Annotated in this window: 18 protein-coding genes and 1 tRNA gene; 2 read left to right on the top strand and 17 right to left on the bottom strand. The window is 53.2% G+C overall.

Annotated features, from left to right (window positions below; translation table 11 throughout):
* Positions 1 to 295: 295 nt before the first annotated feature.
* The 11 genes from CCOY_RS08825 to CCOY_RS08875 form a co-directional block, all read right to left on the bottom strand.
* A complete protein-coding gene (locus CCOY_RS08825; protein ID WP_092100381.1) occupies positions 296 to 2413 on the bottom strand; it encodes a hypothetical protein in 2118 nt (705 codons plus the stop codon).
* Positions 2414 to 2423: 10 nt separating this feature from the next.
* Complete coding sequence (locus CCOY_RS08830; protein ID WP_217124973.1) at positions 2424 to 3770, bottom strand: glycosyltransferase family 4 protein; 1347 nt, start codon at positions 3768 to 3770, stop codon at positions 2424 to 2426.
* 8 nt (positions 3771 to 3778) lie between these two features.
* On the bottom strand, positions 3779 to 5068 hold the full coding sequence (locus CCOY_RS08835) for a nucleotide sugar dehydrogenase (RefSeq protein ID WP_070453459.1): 1290 nt from the start codon (positions 5066 to 5068) through the stop codon (positions 3779 to 3781).
* Between the two features lie 2 nt (positions 5069 to 5070).
* A complete protein-coding gene (locus tag CCOY_RS08840; RefSeq protein WP_070453462.1) occupies positions 5071 to 6063 on the bottom strand; it encodes a Gfo/Idh/MocA family protein in 993 nt (330 codons plus the stop codon).
* On the bottom strand, positions 6063 to 7163 hold the full coding sequence (locus CCOY_RS08845; RefSeq protein ID WP_092100385.1) for a DegT/DnrJ/EryC1/StrS family aminotransferase: 1101 nt from the start codon (positions 7161 to 7163) through the stop codon (positions 6063 to 6065). Before CCOY_RS08845 ends, CCOY_RS08840 begins: the two co-directional genes overlap by 1 nt.
* Position 7164: 1 nt before the next feature.
* Entirely contained in the window at positions 7165 to 7761 is a 597-nt protein-coding gene (locus CCOY_RS08850) for an acyltransferase (RefSeq protein ID WP_092100387.1), read from the bottom strand.
* 129 nt (positions 7762 to 7890) lie between these two features.
* The gene (locus tag CCOY_RS08855; RefSeq protein WP_092100389.1) at positions 7891 to 10056 is read right to left on the bottom strand and encodes a glycosyltransferase; all 2166 of its coding nucleotides are present in this window, start codon (positions 10054 to 10056) and stop codon (positions 7891 to 7893) included.
* Positions 10053 to 10919: a hypothetical protein gene (locus CCOY_RS08860; RefSeq protein WP_092100391.1), complete on the bottom strand. Its 867-nt coding sequence runs from the start codon at positions 10917 to 10919 to the stop codon at positions 10053 to 10055. Before CCOY_RS08860 ends, CCOY_RS08855 begins: the two co-directional genes overlap by 4 nt.
* Positions 10891 to 12204 carry a UDP-N-acetyl-D-mannosamine dehydrogenase gene (gene wecC / locus CCOY_RS08865; protein WP_244268627.1) on the bottom strand — a complete coding sequence of 438 codons (1314 nt, stop codon included), beginning with the start codon at positions 12202 to 12204 and terminating at the stop codon, positions 10891 to 10893. The genes CCOY_RS08860 and wecC overlap by 29 nt, the downstream gene beginning before the upstream one ends.
* Positions 12205 to 12259: 55 nt before the next feature.
* Complete coding sequence (locus CCOY_RS08870; protein WP_167594457.1) at positions 12260 to 12958, bottom strand: ABC transporter ATP-binding protein; 699 nt, start codon at positions 12956 to 12958, stop codon at positions 12260 to 12262.
* 130 nt (positions 12959 to 13088) lie between these two features.
* A complete protein-coding gene (locus CCOY_RS08875; protein ID WP_083284907.1) occupies positions 13089 to 14027 on the bottom strand; it encodes an ABC transporter permease in 939 nt (312 codons plus the stop codon).
* Positions 14028 to 14104: 77 nt separating this feature from the next.
* Between CCOY_RS08875 and CCOY_RS08880 the strand changes: the two genes are divergently transcribed.
* Positions 14105 to 16015 carry a glycosyltransferase family protein gene (locus tag CCOY_RS08880; RefSeq protein ID WP_092100393.1) on the top strand — a complete coding sequence of 637 codons (1911 nt, stop codon included), beginning with the start codon at positions 14105 to 14107 and terminating at the stop codon, positions 16013 to 16015.
* A 72-nt stretch (positions 16016 to 16087) separates the two neighbouring features.
* On the opposite strand, the gene CCOY_RS08885 is transcribed toward CCOY_RS08880, so the two are convergent.
* From CCOY_RS08885 to CCOY_RS08915, 6 genes are all read right to left on the bottom strand, one after another.
* Complete coding sequence (locus CCOY_RS08885) at positions 16088 to 17443, bottom strand: glycosyltransferase (RefSeq protein ID WP_092100394.1); 1356 nt, start codon at positions 17441 to 17443, stop codon at positions 16088 to 16090.
* The gene (locus CCOY_RS08890) at positions 17436 to 18743 is read right to left on the bottom strand and encodes a glycosyltransferase family 4 protein (RefSeq protein ID WP_070453487.1); all 1308 of its coding nucleotides are present in this window, start codon (positions 18741 to 18743) and stop codon (positions 17436 to 17438) included. Before CCOY_RS08890 ends, CCOY_RS08885 begins: the two co-directional genes overlap by 8 nt.
* Before the next feature lie 38 nt (positions 18744 to 18781).
* Positions 18782 to 18855, bottom strand: a tRNA-Ile gene (locus CCOY_RS08895).
* A gap of 93 nt (positions 18856 to 18948) precedes the next feature.
* On the bottom strand, positions 18949 to 20097 hold the full coding sequence (gene wecB, locus CCOY_RS08900; RefSeq protein ID WP_092100395.1) for a non-hydrolyzing UDP-N-acetylglucosamine 2-epimerase: 1149 nt from the start codon (positions 20095 to 20097) through the stop codon (positions 18949 to 18951).
* 405 nt (positions 20098 to 20502) lie between these two features.
* Positions 20503 to 21432 (bottom strand): Ppx/GppA phosphatase family protein, encoded by a 930-nt coding sequence (locus CCOY_RS08910; RefSeq protein ID WP_092100396.1) that lies wholly within the window; start codon positions 21430 to 21432, stop codon positions 20503 to 20505.
* Entirely contained in the window at positions 21429 to 21992 is a 564-nt protein-coding gene (locus CCOY_RS08915; RefSeq protein ID WP_092102776.1) for a DUF501 domain-containing protein, read from the bottom strand. Before CCOY_RS08915 ends, CCOY_RS08910 begins: the two co-directional genes overlap by 4 nt.
* A 123-nt stretch (positions 21993 to 22115) precedes the next feature.
* On the opposite strand from CCOY_RS08915, the gene CCOY_RS08920 reads away from it, so the two are divergent.
* Entirely contained in the window at positions 22116 to 22499 is a 384-nt protein-coding gene (locus tag CCOY_RS08920) for a hypothetical protein (RefSeq protein ID WP_092100398.1), read from the top strand.
* The last annotated feature ends 10 nt before the right edge of the window (positions 22500 to 22509 follow it).

Consider the following 22509-nt stretch of genomic DNA (forward strand, 5'->3'; position numbering starts at 1 on the left):
CCACCTGCCGCCAGTCTTTGCAAAAGTGTCGTAGTCTTTCCCATTGGCGGCATGCCATTCTGCGATCCAAGCACCGCTGGGGTTGAGATCGGTGTGGACTACGGGGGTCTTCGCATATCGCGGTCCTAGAAACAGGTCGCTGTTACGATTTAGAGCTTCGAGAGTTGATTCCCTATCCTTACTAGTTTCTGCATTATACTTGGGAATTTTAACGATAAACAGCGACACTCTTCTACCCTCTAGATCAACTTGAATTACGTTCTTCCCACGGTTCATTGGCTAAGGCTTTAAGCCTTTAGGGATCCTCGCGGTCGGCCACTTGGGCGAGCTTCCTAGCTGTTGAAAGACGGTTAGCCCAGGAATGCTCGTGCCAAATCGAATTCCAATCGGCACCACCGTGGCCGAATAACTTGAGCTGTATCAGAGTTTCAGCCAAGCTCGTTACATCAGCTTCACACGGTATAACCACACCGCTTGGCCCGAAAAACCTTTCAACAGGCGATCCGCTGAATGCGAGGAATCGCAGCCCTTTCTCTATGTAGGAAACAGACTTATAAGGAAACGCTTGACGAGCATAAGCTGATTCAAGCAACAGCACCCCAACAGTCTCCTGCGTTCTAGGTTCATAGCTGTCGAAGTCCCCGTTAAGAATCCTGATGTCGGGATGGTCTGCAATTCCACGTTGCAGCAACTCATCCAGAAGAATGTGCTGTTCAGCGGGGCGTACCAGAAAGTCAAATAGTAGAGATCTGTCACTCAGTCCTTGATCTTCGGAAAGTAGGTATTGCGCCACCGCGTCTAAATAGCTGGGCATCTTGTACGCACTGCCGATGCCGCCTGAATAGAGTAGTGTGACGCCAAGCTCCTCGCCTTCAATCCTTACGCAGTTTGCATGGTTTACTCCCGGCGGGAGTTCATCATTAGTAAATTGCACGTCGATTTCGCGGGCCACGAGCTGGTTGAAGAGCCGCGCACTTTCTTGCGAAGGACTGAGAATTGTACCAAAAGAACGGCTTATCCGTTCTAGCTCGAATTTTCCAGCAGCCCTTGCTTCCTGCGTACTTCCGCCCGAAACAATCTCTTCATCCAACCAATGCAAGTCGCGAACAAACCAAGCGGATGGGGTTGCTTGGCGAGCAGACAAGTGATCTAAAAGGCGATATAGCATGATAATGCCATCTTTCGCTCTAACCGGATTCGTCGAATTTTCCCCATACACGAAATCGCACCTCATACCACGTGAGACATATTCGCGAACTAGCTTTTCTCGACGCGCTAACACTCGTTGGTCAAAATTGAGTTGGATGGTGAGCGAGTCTTCTGACAACGCCAGGAACATATTCCGAATGCGTTGCGGGCGGGCTCCATCGGATCGGTTCTCAACTGCAGCGACGCTTGGAAAAAGTGAAAAGCTTCCGACGTCGCCGTAGTCTTCCCAAAACCATGGGACCTTCGTGCCTTCAAGGACGCTATCAAGAATCTCCCAGAAGGGACGCCCAACATCGATCTTGGGATCGATGTCAACTGGAGTCACTACCCGTTCAGGACTAATCAAACGGTAGGCCCACGTGGACGGGCTACCAACCACTACCCTCCGCAATGTTCGGGATGTCAAGCTTGCGCCAACCGTAGGGCGCACGACGATCGGATGCGGAGAATCAACGATCCCCGAGTAAGCTGCGACGCTATCCGCATCATCGTCCCAGAAATAGAGATGCGAGACCCCTCTCAGTCGAAGGGACACGGTACCCGAGTAGCTTCTAGAGGCCATAAAGTCCTTGTACCAATAGAAGGCATTGGACTCCATAAAACGAAGAGACACACCAAGAATGTCGACAACTTCTTGAAGCGCCACGATCGACGGCTCCAGCCGTAAGTCTTCGAGCTTGCGCTGCCGAGAGTCATATACGACAGCTACATCTCCGCTTGCGGAGGTGAACGGAGAGAGATCCAATGAGTTCTTAGCCGGATTCCAAAGAAACTGGGGAATTGTGGATCCGTGAGAAATAGCCTTTGTCATATCCCACTCGTTCATCAAAACAAGCGCTTCAGAAGCTTGACAAATGCTCTTGAATTGGACCACACGTTTACGGTTGCGACCACTAAAATCCAGATCGCCGTGCATCAAAACAGTTAAGAGCTTTACGCCCTCGAAGCGCTCAAGCGCAGTAACCGCAGCCTCAAACCCAAGCGCGACAACTAGATTCGGTAGAGATTCGGCGCCTGAATTATAAAAACGCTGCCGAATGAGTGAACTTACTCCCGGGGCCCAGGCTGGGGAGGTTAATTCTGGACCAAGAAAACGGTCCTCACGTTGGAAGTGCACGGAAGGCACCAACTGAAGGGCTTTCAGCTCATCCAACAGAAAACCTAAAATCGGGGAAATCCGATCAGTTGTAATCAGAATGTTCATTACAAACCCTTCAGCGCGTCATTAATTCGATTTCGCGAGCTACCGTTGCCTCCGCACCATTTAAATCTGCGCTTCGTTGGGCAGCGGCACGAGACATGGCCGAGAATAATTCTGGATCTCTAGCAACACGCAAGTACTCCTCAACCGCCGTTTCCACTTCGTCCTCCGCAAAGAGAATAGAGCAGCTGCTATCAGCAAACTCGGGAACCGCAGTCACCGGGCAAGTAATGGGCACAAGACCAGACGACATTGCCTCGTCACGTGAAACGCCCTGAGTATCGAATCTCGTGGGGACGATAAACATGCCAAATCTCTTGTGAAGATCCGCAATCTCCTCTTGTTTAATGAAATCCCGTCGCACGGTAACAACTTCATCGTCACGAAATTCATCGAATTCGTTGAAGTACTGACCATCTCCCACGATCAGAACTTCAAGATCTGCCCAGACAGGGGTCAGTTTCAGCTGGCGTAGGAACTCGGCGGCGATGTCCGCACCGTAGTTGTGGGCGTTAGCACTACGGACCCAAAGCAACTTGAATCGTTGCTGGGGATCCTTCTTCTCGTAGTCGAAAATCCGCGTGTCGACAAAGTTGTGAATAACTTCGCTGTTTTCTGAGCCGAAGTACACGCCCAGGTCATCCATGGCAGCTTCACGCCACCAGTCCGATACGAAAATAAACCTGTCTACGTTTGAGTTGACGATTTCTTTCCATACATCCTCAGTCCGGAGACTGCGCTCAATTCGAGCATTCAGCATGGCGACATCACGGATCCCGTAGGGCAACCTGGACCAATTCCTAGCCTCGTATCCGTGAATATAGAAAATTAGGTTCGCCGAATCGCGGATGTTTCCCTTGAGAACTTTCCACATCTCGGAGTTTGGGAAATGGACACTCACAGATGCGTATTCACGGGTGGAAATGAGGCCGGCTAGTTCGTTGACGTATCCGGCAAGTACTTTCACTCCGTCAAAATCGTACACGTCTGGTCGAACACGTTTGCCAAAAGCAACGACGTCGACTTCCAACCCCGCTTCTTGATAAAATTTTACGCGGCGATGCACAAAACCATTGGCGTACCGCTTCTCCTTCGACGGGTACTCGTTTGCGATAACAAGATGGCGTTGTCCCATCTCCTGTTTCGAGGTTTCACGAAGAAATTGTCGAGTAAAGCAGTATCGCTCTTCGCTCTCCAAGAGCTCTCCGGAGGGCAATTCAAGGCCTGGCCCCACCGTAAAGGTCTTACGGTGGGATTTTAAGTACTCGTTTTCTAGATAGAGTCTCGTGACGAGATCATCGTCTGAGTAACTAGGGGCAATTATCGACCGAGGGAGTGGGAGGTCGAAGTTCGGGTTCATTGTCTTCGCTATCCGATAGTCAGCCGTGCAACTCCATCCCATTTCTGGGGCTGGGTGACGTTCCTGCCGTCAAAGAGGACCTTCACACCAGGGATATCGCTCGGACTCAGTTCACGGTACTCGGCGTGGTCGGCCTGAATAATGGCTGCGCCCGCCTGCTCTCCAAGGTGGAACGGCTCCCACCCAAAGTTACGCAGTTCATCATCGGAATACATCGGATCATGAACCTTGACGATGGCACCCCGGCTCTGAAGGGCTCCAACTGTGGCGAAAACGCCGGAGAACGCGGTTTCCTTGACCCCACCTCGGTATGACGCACCAAACACCACGACTGTCTGGCCGTTGAGAGCCCCAGATTCCTTCTCCAGTGTCTGAACACAGTACTCGGGCATTCCTGCGTTGAAGAGTCTGGACTCGCGCACTATCGAGGCATCGGGATCGGTGGATAGGTACAGTCGCGGATAAACTGGGATGCAGTGGCCACCTACTGCGATTCCAGGACGATGGATGTGGCTGAAGGGCTGTGAATTACAAGCGTCGATAACAGAATTTACATCGATTCCTTCCTTATCAGCGTAAACAGCGAACTGGTTTGCCAATCCAATATTCACATCCCGATATGTTGTCTCGGCGAGCTTCGCCAGCTCCGACGCCTCAGCAGACCCTAGGTCCCATACCCCGTTTTCCCTCGGTAGATCATCGCGCTCATCAAACTGTAATGCACCCGCGTAGAACTGTCGGGCAAGATCAGCACCTTCCTCAGAGAGCCCACCTATCAGTTTCGGATACCGGCGCAAATCCTCAAAGACTCGCCCAGTCAATACTCGCTCTGGGCTAAATACCAAGTGGAAGTCGTGCCCCTCTTTAAGGCCACTGATCTTTTCGATCATTGGCTTCCACCGGTTACGGGTTGTACCAACTGGAAGAGTGGTCTCATACGAAATAAGGGTTCCCGGCGTGAGGTGCTCCGCCAAGGACTGCGTTGCTGAATCCATCCACCCAAAGTCAGGCTGCCACGTCTCCTCGTCAACAAAGAGGGGTACTACCAGGACGATGACATCAGCATCAGGAATGGCTGCGCCATAGTCTGTGGTAGCCCTAAGATGGCCACTGTTCACAACCTCCGCAAGATACTCCTCAAGGTGAGCTTCTCCGGGGAAAGGAGCGATGCCAGCGTTCACCTTATCGACTGTCTCCGCGTTCACATCGACGCCAGCAACTTCGAATCCGGATCGCGCGAACTGAACGGCCAGCGGAAGGCCGATCTTTCCAAGCGCGACAACTGCAACTTTTTTCATTTCTAAGCCTCCAAAAGGACAGTCTGGTTAGAATTTGCGGACTCAAGGGCAGCTTCAACAACGCGCATGGTCCGCAGCCCCTCAGCGAATGTAACGATCCCAGGTTTACCGTTCACGACCGCATCGCGGAATGCGCGGTGTTCCACAGATAGGGGCTCGGGCTTACTGATCGCGTAACGAATGACTTCGCCTTCAGAAACACCGCGGAAGTTGGATATCTGATCCCACTCGATTTCGTCGATACCGTTCTTGTAATAGGTAAGGTCACCCAGCACCGTTTCTGCGACTAGTGCGCCGTTCTCCCCTGTAACCACGGTCTTGCGCTCCTTGTAAGGGCTCATCCAGTTCACAAGGTGGTTGACGATGACTCCATTGGCGAGGATACCGTTGATCGACACAAAATCCTCGTAGTCACGTCCAGACGCATTGTTGGTAGTCGCCGAGATCGACTGATACTCACTCTTGGCTACCCAAGCTGTCAGATCGAGATCGTGTGTAGCCAAATCCTTGACTACGCCAACGTCTTTAATACGCGCTGGGAAGGGCGACTGGCGCACGGTTGCAATCTGATGGATCTGCCCCAGAAGGCCTTCTTCAATCTTCTCACGCATAGCGCGAATTGCCGGATTACAACGTTCCACGTATCCGACAGCCCCCACCACTCCATGTTCCTCAACAAGTCCAGTGAGCTCTCTAGCTTCTTCAATGGTGGCGGCGAGCGGCTTTTCGACTAATACGTGAATGCCATTTTCAATGAGTTGCTTCGCAACAGCATGGTGTTCCGACGTGGGGACTGCAACCACTACTGCGTCGACACCAGCATCAATCACCTGGGCAACGTCCGTGAACAGCGGGGTATCCCCTGCGACACCAAATTTATCTCCAAAGGGATCGGCAACTGCAATCAGTTCGGCACCATCGAGCGAACGAATGTTGCGAACGTGGTGCCGCCCCATCGAGCCGAGGCCGACTACTCCGTATCGCAAATCGGCCATTACGCACCAGCCTTAGCAACGAGGTTAACTGCTTCAACAATGCGGTTCAGATCTGCCTCACTCAAGCTCGGATGAACGGGTAGAGAGAGGCACTGCTTCGCATACTTTTCCGTCTGTGGGAGATCCACACCTTCTGCGAATCCATTGAGAGAAGGCAGGCGGTGATTCGGCACCGGGTAATACACGCCCGATCCAACACCATGTTCATCAGCCAACGCCTTCTGGAATCCGTCACGGTCTTCTTCAACCAAAACCGTGTACTGGTGGTAGACGTGAGTTGCCTCCGGATGCACCTTTGGAGTGACGACCTCAGAAATGTTCGAGCTTAAGAAACTTGCATTTTTCTGGCGAGTTTCGGTCCAACCCGCCAGCTTCTCAAGTTGAACTAGCCCAATTGCCGCGTGGACATCCGTCATCCGGTTGTTGAAACCCACGAGTTCGTTCTGATAGCGAACCTCCATACCTTGGTTCCGCAGAAGCTGAACTTTGCGCCGAACATCAGGATCGTTCGTCGAGACAGCTCCGCCTTCAGCAGTTGTCATATTCTTCGTGGGATAGAAGCTAAATGCACCGAACTTGCCGAAGGTACCGACTGGCTTCCCACCCCAAGTCGCTAAGTGAGCCTGTGCGCAGTCCTCGAAGACTTCAATTCCCGCTTCATCTGCGACCTGCTGCAAGGCCGTAAGATTCGCGGGATGGCCGTACAAATGGACCGGCATAATACCTTTGGTTCGATCTGTGATGCGAGACTTCACGTCTTCGGCATCCAAGCAGAAGTACTCATCAACGTCTGCGAAGACCGGGGTTGCTCCAACAGCTGCGACAGAGTTACCGGTGGCGGCAAAAGTAAACGACGGGACGATAACTTCATCACCCGGGCCAATACCAGCAGCCAAGAGGCCAAGGTGCAGCGCCGAGGTGCCTGAATTGACCGCGACCGCGAAACTATCCGCCAGGGCTTTCTCCCCAAACTTGTTTTCAAACTCTTCAACCTTAGGGCCCTGCGCGATCATGCCTGATGCGAGAACGGCGTCAACCGCCCTTCGCTCATCGTCACCGATAATCGGCTTCGCAGCGGGAATAAACTCAAGGTTAGGCATTTTAGATCTCCTTTAACTGATCGTCGGTTTCACGGAATTTTTTGCCTGTAACTGGGCACTGATAAACCGCTGTTTCACCATCTACTTGTCGAAGTGGCTGTCCAGCAGGGCCAACCCAACCGACTTGGCGCGCAGGCGTGCCGGCAACGATAGCGAAAGCCGGCACATCCTTTACTACGGTCGATCCAGCGGCAACCAATGCCCACTCACCGATCGTGACAGGAGCAACTAGAACGCTGCGCGCGCCGATAGCGGCCCCCTTCTGCACCGTAACTCCCACGGGCTCCCAGTCGGATGTGGATTTCAATGAACCGTCTTCGTTAATCGCGCGCGGATACTGGTCATTCGTGAGCACTACTGCAGGCCCGATAAAGACTCCGTCGTTCAGTACCGCCGGCTCATACACCTGAGCCAGGTTCTGAATTTTGCAGTTATCACCAATGACAACACCTTCACCGACGTATGCACCTCGCCCGACGATGCAATTTTCCCCCAGGCGGGCGTTTTCTCGGACCTGCGCTAGGTGCCAGATCTTTGTCCCATCACCAATTTCGCATTGCTCCGAAACATCCGCGGTGGGTTGGACACTCGTTGCCAACTTTTTCTCCTAATCTACGCACTGGTCGACGCTCAATCCGACCAGTTATGAGTATTACTTTAACGCGCGGCATTGAAGTTCTCTCACCAAGGTCACGCTAATTCCGCAAGAGTTCAAGCGAAACCTTGACTAAAGCGTTTCACTCCAGGCGGCTATCACTTTTTCGATATCCCAATTCTTTGCATAACGCTTTGCCGCTGCAGAACTCTTATGGAATTCACTCCTATCTCGCAACGACAAAATCCTTAATGCTGCTTCGTCAATTGAGCTGAACACATTCTTTGCTCCGAAGATTTGCGCGGATCCTTCTCGCTTTCTCACAATCGGAACAGCTCCTGACGCCATCCCCTCGGCCGGCGCAAGATGGAAACTTTCCAAATCGCTAGGTGAAAGCACGAACCCCACGCGCCGGAGCCAGTTTCCCATGTCAGGGCTGAAGGGCTCGAATCTCACCGAGTCTTTCAGTGCGGGGTTTGACCCGATCCGATTAAAGAACGTCAGGTACCGCTGTTTTTGAACTGGCTTGTTCCATTCGTACGGGTACTCCCATGGCATTCTGCCCTTGAAGTGAAGTTGGTAACGGTCGTCTTCTTCGATCAACCGCTCGAGCAATCTGACCGCCAAGTCCGGCCTCTTAAGAATCGGAACGAAGCCGATTACCCCTAGATGAAATTGAGCGTCACATTCTTTAGGTCGATCCAGATCAACGGTGTCTACTGCGTTGGGTATAACTTTCGTTTTTTCCCTGGGAAATTTCAGCTGACGAACGGCATCTTCGCGAATAAACTCCGATACGAAGATAAGCTGATCCACTTGGTCCCACGCGACGGCTTCCAACCATTTACCACCGAGTTCGAAGCGATGAAGTCGTGAAATTAGTTTTTGCCCGGGTTTCTTATTGTTTGAATACCAGACTAAATTTGGCCCCGCCCATTCGCAAAGTACGGTATCGGCCCAAGCAACATCTCGAGAACTGGACCGCTCATCATGCTGATGTAGGGACTTCCAACCATCAATGCGCAACCTGACGCGGTCATCGACGGTCCATCGCTCCATCAATTCCCCCATGAACTTCAAATCATGGGAAGCGATTAGCAAGTTCTTAGTCCCCCGGCGATCGGGAGTAGGGTCACCTACGGCTACGCGGTCGAAATGATCTCGGAATCTTTTAGTTGCCTCGTGAAAGGTGTACGCGCTTGCCGTATGCAATGCGACCCTTGCGCTTTCCGTCAGAGCAGACAGGTTTTGAGCGATGGTTCCTGCAAGATCAGCCGGTGTATCATCCGCGGAAGCAAAGAAGGGGTATTTAGCCCCTAGAAGCTCGACATGGTCACGCGTTCTATTGACGATAGGAACCGTGTGGTTCAGCCCATATTCCAATGCTTTGGTCGAAACCTCGAGGCTTGAATCAAGCTCACTGGTTCTCCACCCAACACCCAAGTGGGATTCTTGAATCAACTTAATCGAGTCGGATCTCGACAAAGATCCGTGCCAGGTCACTCCACTTCCAGGGTCACTGTCGTATGACTTCAGCGCCTCCAGCATCCGACCGGCCCATTCTGGATCGCCTTTTTTTGCGTTTACCTTCGCACCTGCCACATCAAGGGTCGCGCGGACCCCCAATCGAGCCAGCGCAGCAGGAAGTTCGAGCATCTCGAGAGTCTTCCACTGTGCTGCCATTTTTCCAGCGTAAACTAGCCGAACTGGGCGATCATGCGTACCAAGCTGCTCTGGGAACTCTGTGAGTACGGATCCAAGCTCTGGCACGGGAATCATCGGTGGAGTCACGATAGTTTTTCCGGCCGCCGAAGGCACAATGCTTTCAAGATACGCGCGTGCTGCGTCGGTTTGAGCCAGCATTCTGCGACTGCAACGTGCTACCTCGTCAACTTTCGCGATCCGCTCTTGATCCGCAGCGGATGGCGGGAACGGTAGGTCTGTTATGTAGCTCCACAGCTTTGGCGCGAGGGCAGTCCGTGCTGCAAAAGTAGTGCAGGCCTCTAGCCCTCGTACTATAACAGCATCCACGTGGTTTTCCGCTACAAACCTATCCACCCATTCCGCAGCTTGACTAGGAGTAAGGATATTGTTCCCCCTCCCCTTAGGTTCGTGCAAGGTAACCGATGGAATCTGCAATAAATGTTGAGTCAGTGTGTGGTCGTTAATCTTTGCTTTTAGAAAAACGTGAACCTCATCCACGACACTGGCCAGAACCTCGGATATTGAGCTGAGCCAAATCGAGGATCCGTCTATGAGATTGGGGTTGACATCACCGTAAAGAACCACTCGACTCATAGCTTCCCTCCAACGCCAACGTCGCGTATTCCTAGCGAAGCTAGCAACACAGCCTGCTCAGCAGACAGATGAGTCTCATCGAGAACGATATCTGCCAGCGAGAAAAGATCTGCTGAGAAATGATCTGGCAAAGATCCCGGAATAACAACAATGGGGATATGAATCTCTTTGCAGCGATGGAGGAACTCTCTAAGTATTAAGAATTCGGTTGTTCGGCTTGCATTTACGACGTCGCTCCATGGGTTTTGGCGCGCTTTTCGAAGATCAATAAGACAGCAGCTTGCGTCAAACGGGGGCTCTCCGATCGCAGAAGCGTATCCAACCCGAAGAAACTGTGCATTACCGCAAAGTGAGATTGAGTCCGGGGACCCGCCGATGAAGAGTATGTGCCTGATTCGCGACCGCGGGTCGGCCTCAAGGAGGTACGAAAGTTTCCAACGGTCATTCCCACTCATCTGCTGCGACGCCGCCTGGCGTCCGGCGTAGTGCGAATCCGGTTTTGAGATTATTCGAGTTTCAGGAATGGTCGCAGCCCCGAAAGTAGACATTGAGTCAGATCGGGCTCGCCCGATCGTCCCCTGCGCCTGTCCACCGAGACGGCCGAGCGTGCTGAGCAATTCCTTTGCTACGGCATTAGATTCCCGACGAAACTTCTTACGCTCAGCCAATTCAAGCTTCCATGCGCTCGCAAATGCGCAAAAACCTAAAGCGCACAAACTGATCCCGGTCGCGGTGAACAGCGACGAGACAATTCCCGCGGAAAATTGTGCGAACACAAGGCAAAACGCACTGGCGATGATGAGGGCAAGCAGTGAGCGCCCTTTTGAAAGCAGCCTAGCAATTCTCTTGATCTTCAACCGCATGGAACCCGACCTCCGTTCGCCATGCTCCACAGGTATCAATGATCACCGCACCCGGTTCAATTTCCTCCTTACGCGAAAGGAATTCCCGATGTCCAACTAGGAGCAACACGATATCCGCTCCCTCCACTGCCTCTCCGAAGCTCGAAAGAATGAGGTTTTTGTTGTGAACGAGCGATCCAGGAAGCTCACGAACGTTCGGTTCTACAGCGAAAATAGACGCGTCCGGATATTTTTTTGCAAGTGCAGCTGCAATATGGACAGCCGGCGACTGCCGGAGGTCATCTATGTTCGCCTTAAACGCTAAGCCTAAAAGAGCGATCTTCGGATTCGACGTCTCCCTGAGTGCTTCGGCGACCTGTTCGAGAACGAACCGCGGCTTCGAATCGTTTCTTTCTCGGGCTGTTCGAATTAGCTTCGCGCTCTGAGGGGAGGAAGAAACAATGAACCACGGATCCACGGCGATGCAATGCCCACCTACCCCTGGACCGGGATTCAAGATGTTCACTCGTGGGTGACGGTTTGCTAGCTCAATGAGCTCCCAGACGTCAACCCCAAGGTCCTCGCAGATCATGGAGAGCTCATTAGCGAACGCGATATTCACATCTCGGAACGAATTTTCGGTCAGCTTAGCTAGCTCTGCAGTTGTTGCGTCCGTAACGAGAAGCTCGCCGGTTACGAATTTCGAGTACAGTGAGCTTGCTCGATCGGCACTTTCGGAGTTGATTCCGCCAACGATACGATCGTTTTCGGCCATTTCTGCCATGACGTTTCCAGGCAAGACACGCTCCGGGCAGTGGGCAAAGTAAACAGAATTGTCACGCCCCGGTTCGAGCGTGAGGTCACTCCGTAGCGAGGAGACAAGTTCTGCGACCTGTTGCGTGAGTCCTGGAGGTGAAGTCGACTCCAGAATTATCAATTCCCCGCCGGTGAGTACCGGAGCTATAGAACGGGTCGCACTGTACACGTAAGTGGGATCAACAGCGTGGTCCTCACCGAACGGAGTAGGAACCGCGATGACAAACGCATCCGCTGCTGGAACATCGGTTTGGGCGCTCAGATTGCCACAATCCACAACACGAGCAAGCAATTCGTTCAACCCCGGCTCCACAAACGGCAGCACGCCGTCGTTCACCATCTGAACAACTTTGCGGTTGACGTCCACACCAACGACTGACATACCTGTGTCGGCGAGGAAAGCTGCGGTTGGAAGGCCAATGTAGCCCATTCCTACTACGCAGACCGAAGCTACTTCTGCTTGTCCCGGCACCTCTACCAAACCTCTCAATTATCCACTTCCTTCAGGCTCAATATACTCCGGCACATTTTCTCAAACGTGTCCACTAGCTAAGTTCGATGCAAGGTTCATGGTTGTTTGATCGCACTTCTTGCATCAACCGATTCGCTTCATCTACTTTTCCGTCCGAAAGCAGATTGGTGAATGCCCGATAGTCTGCAATCACTTCACCGCAGTCGCCATCTTCGATTAACTCACCTTGGTGGATCCAAATTCCGCGTTCACACGTTCCCTCGATCATCGACGTCGAATGAGAAACTAAGAAAAGATTACCAGCGCGTTCAAGCAGCTCGTTCATACGAGCTTGCGCCTTCTTTGCAAATGCGGCATCACCTGTTGAAAGAGTCTCGTCCACCAAGAGCACTTCGGGTTTGACAGCGGTCGAAATGGCGAAACTGAGCTTCGCAGACATACCAGACGAATACGTACCCATTGGCCGCAGAGCAGCCTCTCCCAATTCTGCCCATTCTGCGATCTCTGGAACCGCGGCTTTCGCTTCATCCGGTTTCATCCCTAATGCCAAACATCCGAGATAAATGTTCTGTTCACCAGTAAGCCAAGACTGAAGTGCAGGCGCGACACCTAGAAGGGTCGGTTGGTGCCGAACGAAGATCTTGCCATTGGAAGGCGCCTCACCTCCGCCAACCAGGCGTAGCAGCGTAGATTTACCCGAACCATTACGTCCGATGATGCCAATCGATTCACCTTGCCGAGCGACAAAAGAAATGTTTTTCAGAGCGTCCACCGTCTTGGATCCCCGACGCCGGAGGGCCTTCCGGCTCGACGCACCAGGCAAAGTGTAAGTCTTCGAAACATTCTTGACTACTACGGATGGATTAGCGACGGAGCTGTCGCTTCTCCGCTCGACTAACGGATCATTGCTTGACTCGGACATAACGAGACTCAGCCTCCCAGAAGAAAACAAAACCCAGAACAAACGCACCCAACGACCAAGCCAACAGGGTTAACCATGTAGACGCTGACGGCACCTCACCGTAGATAACAACGCCTCGAATAGCGGTCAAGAAGATGTAGGCAGGGTTATTTGTCATCACCGCGCTCATTAATGGCGAACTTGCATATCGCTCGACAGAGAAAAACACTCCCGAGGAAAAAAACCATGCCCTCATGGCTAAGTTAATTAAGACTTTAGCGTCTGGAATGAAAGCCGTGATTCGCGCGACTATGAACATGAATCCGGTCCCGAACATCCACATAAGAAGGGTGATGGGTATGAACAGCGGAATAGTCGGACTGAGCGGCTTTCCCCACTGGGCACACAGCGCAAACACCACCGCAACCAAGATCGGAGTGATGTTATCAATCATGTACCTAAGCGATTGTGAAAGAACCAAAGAGGCTCTCGGAAATGAAAACGCGGTAATGAGGTTTCTCGATGTCTGGATCAGTGACTGTCCACCGCCAACCAGCGAAGAGACAAAACCAAAAAAGGTCACACCGAGAACTAGAAAGCCGATGAAATTATCGATCCCCCTGGAAGTCTTGAGCACGAGACCAAAAAGGACTCCGTACATAGCAGCTTCCAGCAAAGGCTGCGCAATCAACCAGAATCTCCATAACCGGTAGCTTTTAACTGTTCGAAAAGCTCGGTACCGCGCATCTGCGACAATAAAATGCCGACGCTCAATTAGCTGCTTGACATAGAGCCCCAAAGTCGGCCGAATATTGAGCTTTCGCAATCCGGACATATCGACTCGGGTCACGTCTCTGGCTGAAGCATTACTTTGAGCAGATACTACAGCAGACAGAGACCTGTCGCTTTCGCTGTTGTCACTCACCGCTTTAGTCTCCATTTCCAAATATGGTGTAGTCGCTGGGCTAGCAGCGGCTAGTATCGTAAAAATCGTACCGAAGGAGATCAGAGGATCAAATGCGACCGCAGTTTTCCGTGTCAACTCGCAACGTTCGTAGGCGCTTCCAAACCTGGGTCAAAGGACAGTTTTTTCGATACGCCCCTGCTGGCGTCGCTGCGTGGGCGCGGTCGACGATCTCTAAATGGCGAAAATTGCAACAACGCAGAGCCGAAGCAGATGGCTTCCCTGATTACGAGCCCACGCTCTTCGGGGGTCCCGCAAGCGTTGCCCCCCATTTCCCTTTCACTGTTGGAACCATTCTTGACCCATTTTCCGAGTCGGCATGGTCGAGCGAATTTAACCTCGTTGCACTTACACCAGCTAATTGGCGAGACGAATTACCAAGATGCGATTTTATACTTGCTGAATCTGCCTGGGAAGGGTCCTGCGGCCAATGGCGTTATCAGCTGGCAGGAACTTCCGCACCTTCAGCTGATCTGCAAACACTGCTCGCAGCTGCCACAGACAAACAGATCCCGTCAGTGTTCTGGAATAAAGAAGACCCAGTACATTATGAGGAATTTCGGGATACCGCCAAGCTTTTCGATTACATCTTTACTACGGACGAAAACTCGCTCCCCCGCTACCAGTCCGAAATTGGTCATAGCCGTGTTTTTGTGCTGCCGTTCGCTGCACAACCGAGGATTCATAACCCTGCACGCCGCGGAACAAAAGAGGACGTAAACCCCGAAGGAATTGCTTTCGCTGGAACATACTTCCGCCACAAGTTCCAGGACCGGCGAGCCCAAATGGACCTGCTCCTCGGAGCTGCTGCAAACGTAGCAAAAGGATATGACGTTCCATTCACTATATTTTCGCGCCACGCCGGCGGCGATCGGAAATACCAATTTCCATTGAAATGGTCGAAATACGTCAGTGGGTCACTTCCTTACTCTCAAATGCTTACTGCATATCGTCGATTCGCGCTGTTCCTAAACGTCAATTCCGTAACCACAAGCCCATCGATGTGTGCGCGCCGAATTTTTGAGATTGTCGCGTCCGGAACTGCCGTGATTTCCACGCCGTCTGCAGCAATACGAAACTTCTTCAATGCAGACGAAGTTCCCGTTGTTACAGACAAAGACCAAGCGGAGCGCACGATACGGGCAATCGTCAACTCACCAATGTTGCGGAGTCGTATGGTGCATAAGGCTCAGCGGCAGATTTGGGAGCGCCATACTTACGCGCACCGCGCTGCAACCATTCTGGATACTTTGGAGTTAATGCCCCCTCAGACTGATGACAAACCCCTTGTATCCGTTATCTGCTCCACAAACAAGACAAACCAAATTGGGCATGTCATCGAACAGGTTGCGCAACAGAATTACCCAAACGTCGAACTGCTTTTAGCCGGCCACGGCGTAGCCCTTGATCCGGCGGCCGCAGACACAGCTCGTGACAAAGGAGTCTCTCGCATCGAATTACTGCAATTCGATAGCGACAGCACACTGGGGTTGTGCCTGAATGAGCTTGTTAAGAAGAGCTCGGGCAAAATCGTGGCGAAATTCGATGACGACGACTTCTATCTCCCCAATTATTTACGTGACCAGGTGAATATTCTGCAAGCGATGGATGCAGACTTAGTCGGTAAAGCTTCAATTTATTTCCACCTCAACTCAAACAATGCCCTAGTAAAGCGATGGCCCCACCGCGAACATACTTGGTACGGCTTTGTTGCAGGCGCAACGTTAGTCGGATGGCGAGATACGTTCGTCCGCGTCCCCTTCCCAAATCGCTCTAGGGGGGAGGACTCGGTATTTCTTAAAGAGCTAGAGGCAAAGGGGATGCGCGTTTACTCAGCAGATAGTTTCAACTATGTCGCAGTTCGACGAGGATCTGGCCACACCTGGGATATCTCAGACACTGACATTCTCGCGTACTCCCAAGTTGAAACGTTTGGTTTGAACCTGAAGCACGTCGAGGTGTAACAGGTCCAAAAGCGTCACCCTCCTCAGTCCATTCGATCTTAAAAAGGCACCGTCGGACCTGACAACAATTCCTTACAGAGAGGAGTATGCCGCTAGGTAACTAGTGGCGACCGCGTCCCACGTACGAGAGTAAATCCAAGATGGCACCCTCCGCTTCATTGCGAGCGTCTTTTTGATCCCCCCAGCCAGTGCACTTGGATCACCCGCCGGTACATACTCTGCTTCCCCTGCGGTGACTTCTCTTAGTGCTGGAAGGTCGGAGCAGACAATCGGCACACCCTGAGCCGCTGCTTGCAGGGCTTTAATCGGTGTCACTTGCGCTGTTACAACTGAGCGGATTCGTGGCACAACAAACACATCAAGTGCCGAGTACCAAAGTTCAATCTCATCAGTTGGTCGCCGCCCTGTGAAAATTACGCGGTGTTCCACTTTCTTTCGCTTGGCGAGTTTTTCGAGGTCAATTCTTGCGGTACCGTCTCCGACAAGAAGGACGTGAATCTCATCTGGCAAGTGTTCAAGTGCCGAAATCAAAGTACCAAGTCCTTCGTATTCCACTAGTGAAGTAATAGACCCAACAAGTGGTACATCGGGAAGTCCAAGGCGGCGCTTTGCATCCCCCGATTCTAATCCGCCCCCAATCTCCTCCTTGCTAATTGAGTTCGGAGCGACAAGCAGCTTCTTTACCCCGATCCCTCGCTGAAGGATCTCTTGTTTCAACGTCTCGCTGAGAGTGGTCACCAAGTTCGCAGATGCTATAGCCTCGTTTTCCTTCTCTCGAGTTCGACGGAAATACTCACTTCCAATCGCCCCTAGTTCATCGGGCTGAGTGGACGCCCAGGTGGCTTCCGGAATGCCTCGAACCTCATACACCCAAGGCACCGATAGTTGCTTGGCAGCCCAAGATACTGCCACAGCATTCCACCACGGCGTGGTTGTGTGTAACACAGAGATATCGTTTTCCTTGGCTTCATCCACTATGCACTGGGCCATAATTTCTGCTTGTCGCATTCGGGAACGCGGGTAGTGCCGAGGAATAGCTCGTTTGTAGACTACCCCGTCTATATTGTCAGCCCGTCGGACCGGCACTCGTCCTATCGAGAGCGGATAGCCGAGACGCGTCATCGCTGAAGCGTCGACCCCTACCGACTGAATAGCCTGAATCACCTTGTGACTGCGCTGTGCATAGCCAGCAGTTGAGTAGGGAAAAGAATTGGTTAAGACGAAAAGTACATTCCCGTTAAATCGAGCTGCTCCAACCGCTTCAACACTCGCTATCGGGGGCTGAAAATTCGCTTTAGGCACACGCTGTTTAACCACAGGTTTCCCCAGGACACGTCGTGAAGCCAAGTTTAGAAACGCGACTGGGTCTTCTGATGCAAGAGAGAACATCACTGAAGGCAAAGAAGCTAGTGCTGCAAAGTCAGCCATTTCGCGCGCCAAACTCCAAATCTAAGCTGTCAAGGCACTGCTTAAGTTCAGAAGGAGCAACGATGTGTCGCTCTTTCTCTACCCAGTTGCGCCCTCTAGAGTCGACGTTGAGTCTATGTGGGTTACGGGCTAAATCGATCCAAAGTGCTGCAAGCTGACTGGGGTCTTCAGGTGGCACGATGTCGCCAGCGCGCAAATCCTGGATGATTTCTGCAGCCTCTCCTTTGATGGCTGCAGATATATGGATTCCTGCAGACATCAGCTCGTAAGTCTTCGACGGAACTGCCCTCTCCAGTGGCTTCCAGTCAGTGAGATGGACGAGGGCCGTGTCAGCCCACTCATAGGCCTCTGCTAATGACTCCGCCTTTCTACGCTCTTCGAACCTGCAGTTAAGGCCTCGCCTCTCAGCCATACGTTGCAGTTCTGCTTTCTCCGCACCAGTCCCAATAAAACGAAGGTGCACATCCAACCCCTGTGCCTGGGCGATGTCCGCTGCTGCTAGAGCATTTGCAAGGTGCTGTGCTCGACCAATAGTCCCGGCGTAGAGAACTCGAAGACTTTGCTCGCCGTTATCCCTCTCACCTCGTGTTCGCATGTGGGGTTGAGTCTCACTCGGAAAAACGTTGCGAACCGTATAGACCTTCTGTGCGAGCAATTCTCTACGCAAATAGCGTTTGTGCTTGTCGGAGGTGACTATCACTGCTTCAGCGTTTTTCAAGCTCAAACGCATGACGCGCTCTGTGAGCAAGAGGACCAACTGTAGAGGTCCACGGTTAAGCACCCGTTCCCGTATCGAAGTGCGCCCAGTGCCCTTATTCCACTCACCCGAGTACCTAAGTAGTTCAGGCCAGGCATCGCGTAGATCAATAACATATGGAACACGGAAAATACGAGAAGCGAATTGTGCTACTGCGGCCGTTGGTAGAGATGGCACCGTTCCGATCACCACATCGGGTGAAAAGGAGCGGAGCGGGCCCCTTTTAGCAAGCAGCACAGTAAGTATTCCGGCGGCGACACCTACCTGATTTACCACTTTTGCAGTGATTGAAGAGCCCCCTGGAACGAAGCCCGTCCGAACGATGGTTTCACCGTTAGGACCAGGTTCCGGACGCGCAGCTGGCCGATACCCACCTGATGAAAACCAGTCCTTAGCACTCATACGTCGTTGATAATGGGGAGGAGGGGAAACTACTAACACCTCGTGACCCGCATCCCTTAGGACACTCGTCAGCCAAGACCATCGACGCTGAGGTACGCCGTTCTCCGGCCACCAGTACTGGGAGACGACGAGTATCCTCACCGGTATTTTCTCCCGTCGTTGCAATTCAGTGTCGTACGTGGGGCTAGCGGGGCTCGAACCCGCGACCAACGGATTATGAGTCCGCAGCTCTAACCGACTGAGCTATAGCCCCATTCCCTAGTCCAGATTAATTATTGAGGACTGGATTCACTATAACGAGCTATCAAGACTATTTCGTAATCACTCCCAAAATTGTCAGATGACGCTAAAAGTCCAGTTTCGATTCGAGCGGTAGGAAGTCAGGAAGCCTCTTCCCAATCCCTAAAAGTTCGGAGGTTGCCGCGACAACCCGCTGAGCCGCCTGCCCATCACCGTACGGATTCACGGCGTTGGCCATTTTCGTGTAAAGGTCTGGATGCTCAATCAATCTGCTGGTAGCTCTAACAATTGTGGCTTGGTCAGTGCCAACCAATTTTACGGTGCCCGCTTCCACAGCCTCGGGCCTTTCCGTGTTTTCACGCATCACCAGTACAGGTTTTCCGAGCGAAGGAGCTTCTTCTTGGACTCCACCTGAATCAGTCAACACGATATGAGATTTCGACATCAACGAAGTGAACTGATCGTATGGCAGCGGGTCTGTGACGCATACATTTTCAAGATTAGAAACTTCAGGCAGGACTGCACTCCTCACCTCCGGATTGGGGTGTAGTGGCAGCACGAAGATTGCCTCCGGGAATTTGAGTGCCAACTCATGCACTCCACCACCTATCGACCTCATAGCGCTGAGATTTTCTCGCCGGTGCGTGGTCACGAGGATAATCTTTCGGCGACTCGCAACGACCTGCCTCAGACGTGAGTCTATGAAATCCACCTGCCAGCCGCTGGCTGCCAGCAACGAATCGATCACCGTATTGCCTGTGATGGCGATACTCTCAGACTGTACCCCCTCCTGTATTAAGTTCTTTTTTGCATCCGCAGTCGGTGCAAGATGCAAGGTCGAAATTTGACCAATAATCTTTCGGTTGGCCTCCTCTGGAAAAGGGGACAGGATGTCTCCAGTTCGCAAGCCCGCCTCCAAATGGGCAATTCTCACCCCACGGTGGAACCCGGCAAGAGCCGCCGCCATGGCAGTAGATGTATCACCTTGAGAGAGAATGATGTCGGGGTGTTCTATCTCAATGATCTTGTCAAGACCTTCAATAGCCCGGGTGACTAGCTCATTGAGAGACTGACCCGGTTTCATCAACGCCATGTCATGGTCAGGCTCTATCCCAAACCGAGCATTGACCTGTTCAAGAATCTCTCTATGCTGCCCAGTTGATACAACTATCGGATCAAACCGCTCGTCTTGCTTGAAGGCGGCTACAACAGGCGCCACTTTAATCGCTTCCGGCCGAGTGCCGTAGATAGTCATCACACGCGGTTTAAAGGCAGCCACGTCACTCTCCCTCGACGATCAATAATGTAACGCTACTCCGACGATGGTATCTGTAGCTCATTTCAAACGTTACAACCGGCCAATGAAATATGTCGGCTTGCAAGCTAACCACCATGTGCCAATACGTTGTCGGGGCCGCCGCCGGGTATTTGCTCGGCACGAAAGCCGGCCGGAAGGACTACCACCAGATCGTCAACGCCGCGCAGGCTGCTGCCAACTCGCCGGTAACCAAGCAGGTCACTGCCTCCGCCCGCCGGGCTATCGCGAACAAGATCGATCCGGAGCCGCGCATGCGCAAAGTTAAAGACCTGTGCAAGGGCAAAAGCTCCGTGGCGGTTCGGACAAGCAGATCGAGGACACGATCTACGAGCCGGACCAGGATTAAGCCAACCCAACGACGATCCCGTCGAGGATGTCCTTTTCGCTGATGATGAAGCGGGTGGCGCCAGCTTCGCGCTCGAAGACGTCCATGAGCTGCTCAACCACCGTGGAGCCGGAGCCGATGACATCGGCACGCCCTGGATGCACCACGGGATTGCTCCGACGTTCCTCTGCAGTCTTGCTTCGCAGGTCTTCTGTGACCTCGCGGATACGGTCAAAGGAAATCTCCGACATGTGGATCCGTTTCGGATCATAGGAATCGAGATCCTGAGCAAGCGCAGAGAGCGTCGTGAATGTCCCGGCACAGCCGACGAAAGTATTCGCCTGGGCAAACGGCACCACCTCTGCTGCTTCGGCGATCCGCTCATTGATGTAATCGCGAGCGGCAGCGGTTTCTTCTGCGGTGGGCGGATCGGTACGCATAAACCTCTCCGTGATGCGCACGCAACCCATCTGGGTGGAAACTGCATGCAGTTGGTCAGCGGTCTGCATGACGAACTCGGTGGATCCGCCGCCGAGGTCAATCACGCAGAACGGGCCGCGTTCCGGGTCGAGGTCGGCCGTGGCGCCGGCAAATGAGAGTGCTGCTTCCTCCTCGCCAGAGATCACTTCGGCTTCAGTACCCGGTTGGATGTTGCCGAGGAGTTCTCGGGTCATGGCGAAGAAATCCTCGCGGTTGCCCGCGTCGCGCGTGGCGGAGGTAGCCACCATGCGCACGCGGGTGACGTTCTCGCGCTGCATCTCTGTGACATAGTCCGCAAGTGCTGCACGGGTGCGTTCGATGGCTTCTGGCGCGAACTCACCGGTCTCGTCGACACCTTCGCCGAGGCGCACGATGGTGTTACGACGGGAGACCTCGCCGGTTTCGGTGTCGTGGATAAGCAAGCGAATGGAGTTGGTGCCGCAGTCTACGGCTGCGACGCGGGTCACTGCAGCCCCTCCCCTGCTTCGGCAAGTGTGATGCCGAGATCTTCAAGCGTCGGCCAATCCTCCGGGATCGCTGTACCCCGCAGACCACCATGCTCTGCGGCGAGGGCGACAGCCTCGGTGCCGAAGCGGACACGCTCCGGACCTTCCGCGAGCGCGTAAGCAATCAGCACATGGAGGCACTTCACGCGCTCCGGCATTCCGCCGCCGGAAAAGTCGGTGCCGAGGTCCTCGATGGCGTTTCGCTCTGCGAGGAAGTGTTCGTGGGCGGAGAGGTAGTCGCGTCGCAAAGCTTCGCCCTCATCAGAATCGGCGTTGAGACGGGCTTCCATCCACTTCATCACCTGAGCTACCTCGAGGCGTGACGCTTCGGCGGTAAGGCGTGGATCGGTGAGGTAGTAGAGGGTGGGGAACGGGGTGCCGTCGTCAAGTTTTGGCGCCGTTTTCACCACAGCCGGCTGATCGTCGGGAGTGGTGTAGGCAATCGCGAGGACACCGCGAGGGGTGCGGCCGAGCTGCTCAGCGACAACGGCGAGCTGTTCATCGGTGGGAGGAGTATGCATGAGGCCCATTGTTTCATGAACCACAATCCACCACGGCGTTGAAGGGGTTGGCTGACCCGGATTGGGACACCTCGAGGTTATTTGTCATTATTTAACAGACTGCTCCTCGAGAAAGGTTGACTAATGAGCGTTCCTGCGTTGCATCCCGGCGCGCTGCCAACCCCTGAATTCCCGTTGGTGTCAACCGGCACGGAGACCCGCCATTTGATTCCACCTCCCCCACTGCACAGCGCACATACGGTGGCTACAGCCGGGTACATCCAGGCGGTAACGCGCATTCTGAAGAACGGCCCGCTAACAGCAAGCCCGGGCGTGTACTGGACCGAAGACCAAGTGTTGCACACTGCCGATGGCACGGTGATTGCTCATAATCTTGACGAGCTCGCCCAAATTGTTCAGGCGCTCGGACTAAGCGATGGCGTGCGCGTGCAATGGTCGGCAGTTAACCATGCAGAACTTGCTCCGCGGATGCTGGCAAAGAGCCGGGAACTCGGGTTTATCGACTAGCGTCTTCGCG

The sequence above is a fragment of the Corynebacterium coyleae genome (assembly GCF_030408635.1).
GTDB lineage: Bacteria > Actinomycetota > Actinomycetes > Mycobacteriales > Mycobacteriaceae > Corynebacterium > Corynebacterium coyleae.

Bases quoted from the DNA above. Each gene is read 5' to 3' on its own strand.
- CCOY_RS08825 (WP_092100381.1), bottom strand. From the start codon at position 2,413: ATGAACATTCTGATTACAACTGATCGGATTTCCCCGATTTTAGGTTTT.
- CCOY_RS08830 (WP_217124973.1), bottom strand. From the start codon at position 3,770: ATGAACCCGAACTTCGACCTCCCACTCCCTCGGTCGATAATTGCCCCT.
- CCOY_RS08835 (WP_070453459.1), bottom strand. From the start codon at position 5,068: ATGAAAAAAGTTGCAGTTGTCGCGCTTGGAAAGATCGGCCTTCCGCTG.
- CCOY_RS08840 (WP_070453462.1), bottom strand. From the start codon at position 6,063: ATGGCCGATTTGCGATACGGAGTAGTCGGCCTCGGCTCGATGGGGCGG.
- CCOY_RS08845 (WP_092100385.1), bottom strand. From the start codon at position 7,163: ATGCCTAACCTTGAGTTTATTCCCGCTGCGAAGCCGATTATCGGTGAC.
- CCOY_RS08855 (WP_092100389.1), bottom strand. From the start codon at position 10,056: ATGAGTCGAGTGGTTCTTTACGGTGATGTCAACCCCAATCTCATAGAC.
- CCOY_RS08860 (WP_092100391.1), bottom strand. From the start codon at position 10,919: ATGCGGTTGAAGATCAAGAGAATTGCTAGGCTGCTTTCAAAAGGGCGC.
- CCOY_RS08875 (WP_083284907.1), bottom strand. From the start codon at position 14,027: ATGGAGACTAAAGCGGTGAGTGACAACAGCGAAAGCGACAGGTCTCTG.
- CCOY_RS08880 (WP_092100393.1), top strand. From the start codon at position 14,105: ATGCGACCGCAGTTTTCCGTGTCAACTCGCAACGTTCGTAGGCGCTTC.
- CCOY_RS08885 (WP_092100394.1), bottom strand. From the start codon at position 17,443: ATGGCTGACTTTGCAGCACTAGCTTCTTTGCCTTCAGTGATGTTCTCT.
- wecB (WP_092100395.1), bottom strand. From the start codon at position 20,097: ATGACTATCTACGGCACTCGGCCGGAAGCGATTAAAGTGGCGCCTGTT.
- CCOY_RS08915 (WP_092102776.1), bottom strand. From the start codon at position 21,992: ATGCATACTCCTCCCACCGATGAACAGCTCGCCGTTGTCGCTGAGCAG.
- CCOY_RS08920 (WP_092100398.1), top strand. From the start codon at position 22,116: ATGAGCGTTCCTGCGTTGCATCCCGGCGCGCTGCCAACCCCTGAATTC.